This is a genomic window from Oleiphilus sp. HI0117, from assembly GCF_001635235.1.
In genome coordinates, this window is sequence record NZ_LWGA01000837.1 from 1 (window position 1) to 2,517 (window position 2,517).

At 44.5% G+C, this 2,517-nt stretch carries 3 protein-coding genes; all 3 read left to right on the forward strand.

The window, feature by feature from the left end:
- The first annotated feature begins 132 nt into the window (after positions 1-132).
- Complete coding sequence (locus A3757_RS14170) at positions 133-1,164, forward strand: DUF3570 domain-containing protein (protein ID WP_231878284.1); 1,032 nt, start codon at positions 133-135, stop codon at positions 1,162-1,164.
- 21 nt (positions 1,165-1,185) lie between these two features.
- Positions 1,186-1,770: an AraC family transcriptional regulator gene (locus A3757_RS14175; protein ID WP_068553281.1), complete on the forward strand. Its 585-nt coding sequence runs from the start codon at positions 1,186-1,188 to the stop codon at positions 1,768-1,770.
- A gap of 1 nt (position 1,771) precedes the next feature.
- Positions 1,772-2,517, forward strand: a 746-nt coding sequence (locus A3757_RS14180) for a hypothetical protein (protein WP_197470052.1), incomplete at its 3' end; no start/stop codon positions are given.

Below are 2,517 nucleotides of genomic sequence, written 5' to 3' on the forward strand. Positions count from 1 at the left end.
TTGCAGCATTGCCTACTGCACTGATCACCAGGGAATTGACAATAATTAACAATTGAAAAAAGGCTTTAAAAAAAGGCACCTTGGCTTTCATTTTAATTACAGCCACAGCCACCTCCTGATACGGTTGACGCCTTGTATCATGGTTACGAAGGCGGTGGTATGGATATTAATGGCCCCTTTGTTCTGGTAAGAAAAAGTGCCGGTACGAATTTTTCCCTGAATGGACATTACTATGTTGATTCAGTGTCGTCGGCGTCTATTGATGTGCGCGCCACTGCTAGTGCTTATGAAGAAGAGCGAACTGAGTACAGTGCCGGGGTAGATTTTCTTCATGAGAAAACGATAGTGAGCGCGGGCTATACCAACAGTGAAGAAAATGACTTCTCAGCCGACACAGTGTTTGTTTCTGTTTCACAAGATTTCTTTGGTGATTTAACTAACTTGAGCTTGGGTTATTCCAGAGGATGGGATGAAGTTGGAATGATTCAGAGTGACTTTTCTGAAGATGTTGACAGGCAGAACTACAAACTGGGGCTATCTCAAGTCATCACGAAAAATATGCTCTTTGGCGTGGACGTCGATATTATTACTGACGAAGGTTATTTGAATAACCCCTATCGCGTATACCGCTATCAGAGTGGTTCATCTTTCGAGACAGCTACTGAAAAATACCCGCAAACACGAACCAGTACAGCTGTTGCACTTCGTTCTCTTTACTACTTGCCGTATCGAGCATCGATTAAAGCAGAGTATCGTTATTTCACTGACAGCTGGGGGATAGAAGCGGATACCTTCGAACTTCAATATATTCACCCGGTTGGTCCTTCTTGGGTCTTTGAGGGCCGATATCGTTATTACCAGCAAACCAGTGCAGACTTTTATAGTGACCTTTTCCCCTTTCAGGACTCACAAGACTTTATGGGGCGTGATAAGGAATTGAGTACCTTTAGTGATTATACGATTGGTTTAGGAGCAAGTTATATTTTTGGTAAAGGTGCCATCCCACATGTAGATAGGCTAAAGCTAACGGCTTTGGTTGATTACTTAGAATTTTCCTATGACAACTTCAGAGATGTGACCAAACCTTCTACTGTTGCAGGAAACGAACCTTTGTATGGTTTCGATGCGTGGGTCACGCGTATATCGGTCACGATGGAATATTAGAGAGAATTGGGGAAGAGTTAGATGAATAATAAAGCGACCAGAAAAGCATTGAAAAGCATACTCTTGTTTGCTGTATGCCTAGTTTCAGTGAGTAGCTTTGGTGAGGAGTCAGCGACCGAGCCGGGTGCGGTTATCGAAAAACAGTCTGCGCCTGTGGCGGACAAGCCTGTTGCCTTGAGTGTGGCGCAGCTGAAGAAAAAGGTCATCAAGCTGAATCGAGACCTGTTTATTCTGGAAGAAGATTTGCTGTTTCCGGCAAATACCCAGTTTGTTGTTTATCTGAGTCTGGATACGGGTAAATTCTTCAAGCCTGACAGCGTGACCTTAAAGCTGAATGATGAAATTGTTGCTAGCCATTTGTATACGCAGCGTCAAGTCACAGCATTACGAAAGGGCGGTATGCAGCGTTTGCATATGGGTAACTTGAAGAGTGGCGAGCACGAGCTAACGGCCGTTGTAAGCGGGCTCGGGCCTGATAAGCGCGAGTACAAAAAAGCTGCCACCATGCTATTTGAAAAGGCAAGTGATATTGCTTCGCTAGAGATTCAGATAAGCGACCAAAGTGAAAACTATCAACCTCATGTTGAAATCGTTGAGTGGAACTAGCGTGCTAAAAACTTATCTTCCTGAGCAAACTCAGCGCTTTGTGAAAGCACTGATTACCTTGTGTATTCTCTGCGTGAGTCTGTGGACGGGTGTTGCTCAGTCTTCAGAAGCAAAGCTGGTTGATGAGTACCCGGTATATCAACGTGCTCAAGACTTAAATTACGGTCAGGTACTGTTCCAGTACCATCAAGGAAATTTCTTTGAAGCTTTGAGCGCGCTAAATGTTGCCAAGCTCCGTTCCGGAATCCAGGGGCATGGCCAGCATCCGGAATTAGTGGAGGGGGGGCTGATGCTCTCTTACGGAATGGTCGAAGAGGCCAAACTAGTATTTGAGACGCTTCTAACCAAGCAAATTTCATTGAGCGATCGTAACCAGGCTTGGTACTACTTAGGTAAGGTCTTCTACCTTACCGCCGATGATAAGCGCTCTTCAGAAAGTTTTGACAAAGTACAGATGCAGCTTTTGCGAAAGGAAAAGCCTCATTTGTTCCATGAAATGCTCTATATGAAAGGACTATTGATCGGACGGGATCATAGTATCAAACAAGAAAATAAACCCCTTATGCTTGCAAGCTTGATTAGCCAGATTCCTCCTGGCAACTTATGGCGACAGTACCTTCAGTATAATGCCGCCGTTGGTGGATTAGCGGCAGCGTCTAATACGAACTATGAAGTGGTTCGAAGTGTTGCTTTGCGAGATTTGAAGCGCTTGGCAGCTGGTTTGCTTAATCAAATAGATGAACTCTA